The following is a 6,884-nucleotide window of genomic DNA, read 5'->3' as shown; positions in this document are numbered from 1 at the left end:
GCTCTTCTCGCCAGCGCTGCAGGGCCGCTCTGTTGACTCGCCTGACGTCTCAGTTCGGCCCGCTCTTCGTCGGTCAAATGGATAGGAGTACTCATAGCTGGAATTGTACTCCGAATCTAGCTGTTACACTCCACTAGTGTCGCCTCCCGACGTGTTCCTGCTGAGTGCCTACACTCGCGACCGGGGCTACGCGGAGAGTCAGCTGCTACGTCACCCGGCGATGCGTTCGCTGTTCGCGGATCGGGACGTGCTGGAACTGCCGCCGAATCAGGGCAGCTGCTCCACTTGGCACCTGATCGAGACGGCCGAATACCTGGCGAGGCAACTCCCCACGCACGATGGTCTCGCCGCGGCTGGCGCCGCCAAGGGCGGGCGTTCGGGCGCGGCACGATGAGAGCGCAGGTTATGCGCCTAGCGCCGACGATCGTCCTGACGCCGGCGCAGCTCAACGCCATGCTGGCCGCGGTGTTGCTGGGACTTACGCTGCTCTCGCTCACGATCGGCCCGGTAGATCTTCGCGTCGGCGATGTGCTCGCCGCGCTCTTCGGCACCGGCACGACCGAGGAGGCGCTGCGCGAGCAGATCATCGTGCGTCACGTGCGCCTGCCGCGCGCCGTCCTTGCGATCCTTACCGGAGGCTCCCTTGGCCTGGCGGGCGCAGCGCTTCAGGGGCTGCTCAGGAACCCGCTCGCTGAGCCTGGGCTGCTCGGGGTGAGCTCGAGCGCCAGTCTGGGTGCTGTGCTCTGCCTGTACTTCGGCGTCGCGGCCCTGAGTCCGTGGTTGCTGCCGGTGTCCGCGATGAGCTTCGCTGCCCTCGCAACGGTTGTGCTTTACGTCATCGCCCGCCGCAGTCCCGCTGTCACCCTGATCCTCGCCGGCATCGCCCTCTCGTCGCTCGCCAGTGCGCTCACCTCGCTCGCCCTCAACCTCGCGCCGAACCCTGCCGACGTGCAGGACATCGTGCTGTGGCTACTCGGCTCGCTCAGCCAGCGCAGCTTCGCGGACGTGCAGCTTTGCTTGCCCTTCGTCGTGGCCGGCGCAGCGCTGCTGCTCGCCTGCGGTCCGGCGTTGGATTCGCTGTCGCTCGGAGAGGCGGAGGCGCGCACCCTGGGCGTTCATGTTGCCCGGTTGCGACAGCAGGTTATCGTCGGCACGGCCCTGTGCGTGGGCGCGTGTGTGGCGATCACGGGAGCCATCGGCTTCGTTGGCTTGGTGGTGCCACACCTATTGCGGCCATTCGTGGCCTATCGACCGTCCAGGCTGCTGCCGAGCAGTGCCCTTGGGGGCGCGGTGCTACTGCTCGCGGCCGATCTGGTGCTGCGCGCGATCAGCAGCCCGCAGGAGATCATGCTAGGTGTGGTCACGGCGCTGATCGGCGCGCCCTTTTTCTTCGTGCTGGTGCTTAGCCGGCAGCAGCGACAGCAGGAAGGGGAGGCGTGGTGAAGGGGAGGTTACCGCCGGGTAGGGCGGAGGCCGCGCTAAACGTACGGGCAGTGACCGTGCCGGCAACGCCTCGCCTACGCCTGTCCGAGGTGTCGCTGTCCGTGGCGCCTGGCGAGTGTGTTGGTTTCGTCGGCCCGAACGGCGCTGGCAAGAGCACACTGCTCAAAGCCATCGCCCAGCTCATCGACTACCGCGGTGAGGTGAGCTTCGGCGCCCGTGACTTGCGGGCGATGAGTCTGCAAGAGCGGGCGCGCCAGCTCGCCTACCTCGGCCAGGGCGGGCGGAGCGCGTGGCCGCTCAGCGTGCGCGATTTCGTCGCCCTCGGGCGGATGCCCCACCGGCAGCGTCGCGCTTGGCCGTGGCAAGCGTTGGTGGGGAGACGCGTTGCGAAGATGGAGGTGGCTGGCGATGGTGTTGCCGGTCCGCCAGCGGCTGTAGGCGTCCGCGCCGAGGCTGATGCGGACGGGCAAGCCATCGCCCAGGCGCTCGCCCACACTGGCCTGGAAGCGATGGCCGAGCGGCCGGTTGGCACGCTTTCCGGCGGCGAGTTCGCCCGCGCGCGCCTAGCGCGTGCGCTCGCCGTTGAGGCGCCACTGCTGCTTGCCGATGAGCCGGTAGCCGCCCTCGACCCCTACCATCAGCTGAAGCTGATGGAATTGCTGCGGACGCAGTGTGAGCACGGGCGCACCGCGATCGTGGTGCTGCACGACCTCACGCTCGCGAGCCGCTTCTGCGATCGGCTGCTGCTTCTCGACCGAGGCGAGGCGCTCGCCTGCGATGTGCCGCGGCGCGTGCTCACGCGAGGTTACCTGCAGCGCGTCTACCAGGTGGAGGCGGTGGTCGGCGAGTACCGCCAGCAGCCGTTCATCGTGCCGTGGGCCTGCGAGCGAGGCGCGCGGGCCACGGGCAGTGTGGCGAACGGTGGCGTCGCGGACCGTACATCGGGCGACGGCGCCACTGAGTGTGGCGACGCCGCGGACGAATCCGCGCGCACGCCCGGACCTTCTGTGCCATCGCCCCTACGCTGGCAGGAGACCTGAGTTGAGCAGTTCCGATGCATCCCCCCAGGCCGTTTCGCGTGGCGTGCCCGCCACCACCACCGTGGTCGTCTGCGAGACCTGTGGCTATGACCCCGAGCAACCCGACGATGTGCGCCCCGGTAAGCGTTTGGGCGACGCTCTCGCAGAGGCATTGCAGATGCGCCGTCAAGCTGCAGAGCAGGTCGGTGATGCCGAGGCGGCGACCGCCTTGGCGGGCCTTAGGGTACGCCCTTTCCGCTGTCTGATGGCCTGCAAACGGGGGTGCACCGCGCAGTTCCGTGCCGCCGGCAAGGTCGGCTACACCGTAGGCGACATGCAGCCGGACCAGGCGAGCATCGAGACCCTGCTCGCCTATGGGCTCCGCTACCAAGCCTCGCTCACCGGTGAAGTGCCCTTTAAACAGTGGCCGTCCGGTATCCGTGGCCGATTCGTGGCCCGATTCCCCGTGCTGCCGTCACCTGACATCGACGAATAGGATCATAAGCCATGAGCGCACCTACCAAGGCGGCAACGAGGGGCCGTATACCCGCCACCATCGTGACCGGTTTTCTGGGCAGCGGCAAGACGACCTTGCTCAAGAACATACTGAATTGCGCCCATGGACTGCGGGTCGCTGTCATCGTCAACGAGTTCGGCGAACTCGGCATCGACGGGGAGATCCTGCGCGGCTGCGGTCTCGGTTGCGAGGAGGACGACATGGCCGGCGTCACCGGCGGCGCGAGCGCCGAGGCCGGCGAGCAACGCGGCACGCTGTACGAGCTCGCCAACGGCTGCTTGTGCTGCACCGTGCAGGAAGAGTTCTTCCCTGTGATGCGTGAGCTGGTCGAGCGGCGCGACGCGATCGACCACATCCTCATCGAGACGTCCGGTCTCGCGCTGCCGAAACCCCTCGTCCAGGCCTTCAACTGGCCCGAGATCCGCAACGCCTGCACGGTGGACGCGGTGATCACGGTGGTCGACACGCCCGCGGTTGCAGACGGGCGCTTTGCCGCCAAGCCCGAAGCGATACAGGCGCAGCGCGAGGCCGATCCGAATCTCGATCATGACCCGACGTTGCGTGAGCTGTTCGAGGATCAGCTCGCGTCCGCCGACCTGGTGATCCTGAGCAAGACCGACCTCACGGACGCGCAGACCTGTGCGCAGGTGGAAGCCGTCGTTCGCGAGGAGATCCCAGCGTCGGTCAAGGTCGTGCGGAGCGACGAAGGGGGCGTCGATCTCAGCCAGCTGCTGGGCCTTGCCAGCGCAGCGGAGGAGCACATCCACCTTCGCCTCAGCCACCATGATCACCACCACGCCGATGGCGGGTTCGAACACGATCATGATCACTTCGATTCGCTGGTGATCGAGCTGCCGGTGGTGCATCGCGGCCGACTGTTGGCCACCCTGCAGGCGCTGGTCGAGCAGCACACGATTTTCCGCGTGAAGGGCTTTATCGCGCTTGGGGGTAAGCCGATGCGCTTGGTCGTGAATGGCGTGGGACGGCGCTTCGATCACTACTTCGACCGGCGCTGGAAGGGCGAGGAAAAGCCGCATACGCAACTGGTGTTTATCGGCCGGGAGCTGAAGCAGGCGACCCTCGAGGCCGCGCTGCGTGATGCGGTACTGGGCAATGCAGAGCCCGGAGCGAGCGAGGCGCCCCAGGGCGGTCCGGGCGCTCGCCAGCAGCAGCAGGCGGGCGTCTGATCTATGCACATGCTGGCGGCACAGCCGGGCGGGTTTGTCGACGACGACTCCATCGTCACGCGCCTGGAGCAGACACCGGCTGATGTGGTGATCCTCAGTGCCGCCGACACGACACTCGCCTTGCTGGCCGAAGCCCATCCGGCTCGCGGGGGGGAGTTTTCTGGCCACGCGGGCAAGGTGGGCGCCGCTTACCCCACCGTCAGGCTGGCCAACCTGCTCCACCTGCGCCAGCACGCCTCCATCGATCTGTACGTGGACGATGTGCTGCAGCACGCGAAGGTGATCATCGTCGATCACCTGGGCGGAGAAAGCTACTGGCCTTACGGCACCGAACGGATCGTCTCGCTGTGCCGCGAGCGAAGTATCCAGCTCGCGATGTTCTCTGGCGACAATACCGAAGACGCCAACCTTCTGGTAAACAGTAGCGTTGACGCAGAGATCTGCCATGCGCTGTGGCGCTACCTACGAGAGGGCGGCGCCGCCAACGCGCGCCGGTTCTACGACTTCATCGCCAGCACGTTCTTCGCCGTCGAGATGCTGGTGCGCCCGCCGACGCCGCTGCCCGCGATCACCGTGTACCATCCACAGCACGCGCTCGCTTCCGTTGCGGACTGGCGGAGCCAGTGGCAACCCCATGCGCCGGTCGTTGCGATTATTTTCTATCGCGCTCACCTGCAGTCGGGTAACACACATGTGTTCGACGTGCTGTGCCAGGCGCTGCAGGCGCGCGGCCTCAACCCGCTGCCAGTAGCGCTGACGTCACTCAAGGACCCGCTGTGCCTGGAGACCCTGCAGTCCTTGTGCCGGGAGGCCGAGGCCGAACTCGTGCTCAACACCACGGCCTTCGCCATCAGTGCGCTGGATGACGAGGAAGTCGAGCCGCTCGCCGGTGACGTGCCGGTGTTCCAGCTCATCATGAGCGGCGACAACCAGGAGAACTGGGCAGGCGATGCCCACGGCCTGCGCCCGCGCGACATCGCCATGCACGTGGCCATGCCCGAGGTTGACGGGCGCATCATCACACGGCCCGTGAGCTTCAAAGGCCTCGACTATCGCTGCGACCTCACCCAAACCGATGTGGTGCGTTACCAGCCCCACGAGGAGCGCATCGCTTTCGTCGCCCGCCTGGCTGAGGCCTGGGGCGCCCTGCGGCGCAAGCCCAATGATGAGAAACGTTTGGCTCTGATCCTAGCCAACTACCCCACCCGCGAGGGGCGCCTCGGCAACGGCGTCGGGCTCGACACGCCAGCGTCCGTGCTGGTGATTCTGCGTCGACTGGCCGAGGAGGGCTACACGGTCGGGGCGCTCCCGGCCGACGGCGATGCGCTCATGCGTGAGCTCAAGACCGGCGTGACCAACGATCCCGCCAACTGGCCGCTGCGCCCCGCGCACCAGAGCCTTGCGATGGAGAGGTATCTGGCGTTCTTCGACGCTCTCCCGCAAATCAGCCGCGACGCCATCGTCGAGCGTTGGGGGCCGCCCAAAGACGATCCGATGGTGCGTGCGGGACGCTTCATGGTCGCTGGCCTGCGCTGCGGGCAGGTGTTCGTCGGCATTCAGCCAGCGCGCGGCTACCATCTCGATCCTATGGCCAGCTACCACGACCCCGACCTCGTGCCACCCCACGCCTACCTTGCCTTCTACTGTTGGCTACGAGAGGTATTCGCCTGCGACGCCATGGTGCACGTGGGCAAGCACGGAAATCTCGAATGGTTACCGGGCAAGAGCGTCGCCCTCGCAGAGACCTGCTGGCCGGATCTCGCCTTCGGCCCAACGCCTCACCTGTATCCCTTCATCGTCAACGACCCCGGAGAGGGGACGCAGGCCAAACGCCGAGCCCAGGTGGTGATCGTCGATCACCTGATGCCGCCGTTGACGCGGGCTGAGACCTACGGCCCGCTGCAGGACCTGGAACGGCTGCTGGATGAGTACTATGACGCGCTCACCATGGATCCGCGGCGCTCGGCGCCGCTGCGCCAGCAAATCCTCGAGCACGCAGTGGGGCAGAACCTGCACAGCGATCTCGGCTTGGTCGTGCCGACGAACGAAGCCGATGAGCAGGCGTTGCTGAACAGCACCGATGCCTACCTGTGCGAGCTTAAGGAGAGCCAGATCCGCGACGGTCTGCACGTGTTCGGTCAGACACCTGAGGGCGTGCAGGCGCGGGATACGCTGCTCGCCCTCGCGCGCTACCCCGTGCGCTTCGGCGACGGGCGCGACGCGAGCCTAATCCGCGCGCTCGCCGACGACCTGCTCGCCACACCCGAGTTCGATCCCCTGGACGCCGACTGGGGCGCGCCGTGGGAGGGCGTGCGGCCGGCGACGCTCGAGGCCGTCGACGCCGAGCACGCCTGGCGCCACTGCGGCGATACGCGCGAGCGCCTCGAACTGCTCGCCCAATCCCTGATCGACGGACGTGCCACCGCCCAAGACGCCGAAGGCCGCGGCTGGTCAGCCACCGCCCGCGTGCTCGATCGCTTGTGGTCCGACCTCGCCCCGCGCCTCGAGGCCTGCGGCGGACAGGAGCAGGCGCAGCTGGTGCGCGGCCTCGAAGGGCGCTTCGTGCCCGCTGGGCCAAGCGGGGCCCCCTCGCGTGGCCGGCCCGACGTACTGCCCACGGGACGCAACTTCTTCTCCGTGGACACGCGCGCCATCCCAACAGCGACGAGCTGGCAGCTCGGCTGGAAGTCCGCCGAGGCGCTGCTCGAGAAGTACCAG

At 67.3% G+C, this 6,884-nt stretch carries 6 protein-coding genes; all 6 read left to right on the top strand.

From position 1 onward, the window contains the following. Positions 1 to 136 precede the first annotated feature (136 nt). Positions 137 to 394 carry a hypothetical protein gene (locus tag AAGA68_27090; protein MEM9388737.1) on the top strand — a complete coding sequence of 86 codons (258 nt, stop codon included), beginning with the start codon at positions 137 to 139 and terminating at the stop codon, positions 392 to 394. After that, positions 391 to 1,443 carry an iron ABC transporter permease gene (locus AAGA68_27085; protein ID MEM9388736.1) on the top strand — a complete coding sequence of 351 codons (1,053 nt, stop codon included), beginning with the start codon at positions 391 to 393 and terminating at the stop codon, positions 1,441 to 1,443. Before AAGA68_27090 ends, AAGA68_27085 begins: the two co-directional genes overlap by 4 nt. Further along, the gene (locus AAGA68_27080) at positions 1,437 to 2,483 is read left to right on the top strand and encodes an ABC transporter ATP-binding protein (GenBank protein MEM9388735.1); all 1,047 of its coding nucleotides are present in this window, start codon (positions 1,437 to 1,439) and stop codon (positions 2,481 to 2,483) included. Before AAGA68_27085 ends, AAGA68_27080 begins: the two co-directional genes overlap by 7 nt. 1 nt (position 2,484) lies before the next feature. Then, a complete protein-coding gene (locus AAGA68_27075) occupies positions 2,485 to 2,958 on the top strand; it encodes a DUF1636 domain-containing protein (GenBank protein ID MEM9388734.1) in 474 nt (157 codons plus the stop codon). 11 nt (positions 2,959 to 2,969) lie between these two features. Continuing rightward, a complete protein-coding gene (gene cobW, locus AAGA68_27070; GenBank protein MEM9388733.1) occupies positions 2,970 to 4,166 on the top strand; it encodes a cobalamin biosynthesis protein CobW in 1,197 nt (398 codons plus the stop codon). A gap of 3 nt (positions 4,167 to 4,169) precedes the next feature. After that, a partial coding sequence (gene cobN, locus AAGA68_27065; protein ID MEM9388732.1) for a cobaltochelatase subunit CobN occupies positions 4,170 to 6,884 on the top strand: 2,715 nt, incomplete at its 3' end.

The sequence above is a fragment of the Pseudomonadota bacterium genome, assembly GCA_039193195.1.
Taxonomy (GTDB): domain Bacteria; phylum Pseudomonadota; class Gammaproteobacteria; order Steroidobacterales; family JBCBZW01; genus JBCBZW01.
This window is presented reverse-complemented; position numbering and strand designations above follow the sequence as displayed.

Coding starts and splice junctions, on each gene's coding strand:
- AAGA68_27085 (MEM9388736.1), top strand. CDS start 391: ATGAGAGCGCAGGTTATGCGCCTAGCGCCGACGATCGTCCTGACGCCG.
- cobW (MEM9388733.1), top strand. CDS start 2,970: ATGAGCGCACCTACCAAGGCGGCAACGAGGGGCCGTATACCCGCCACC.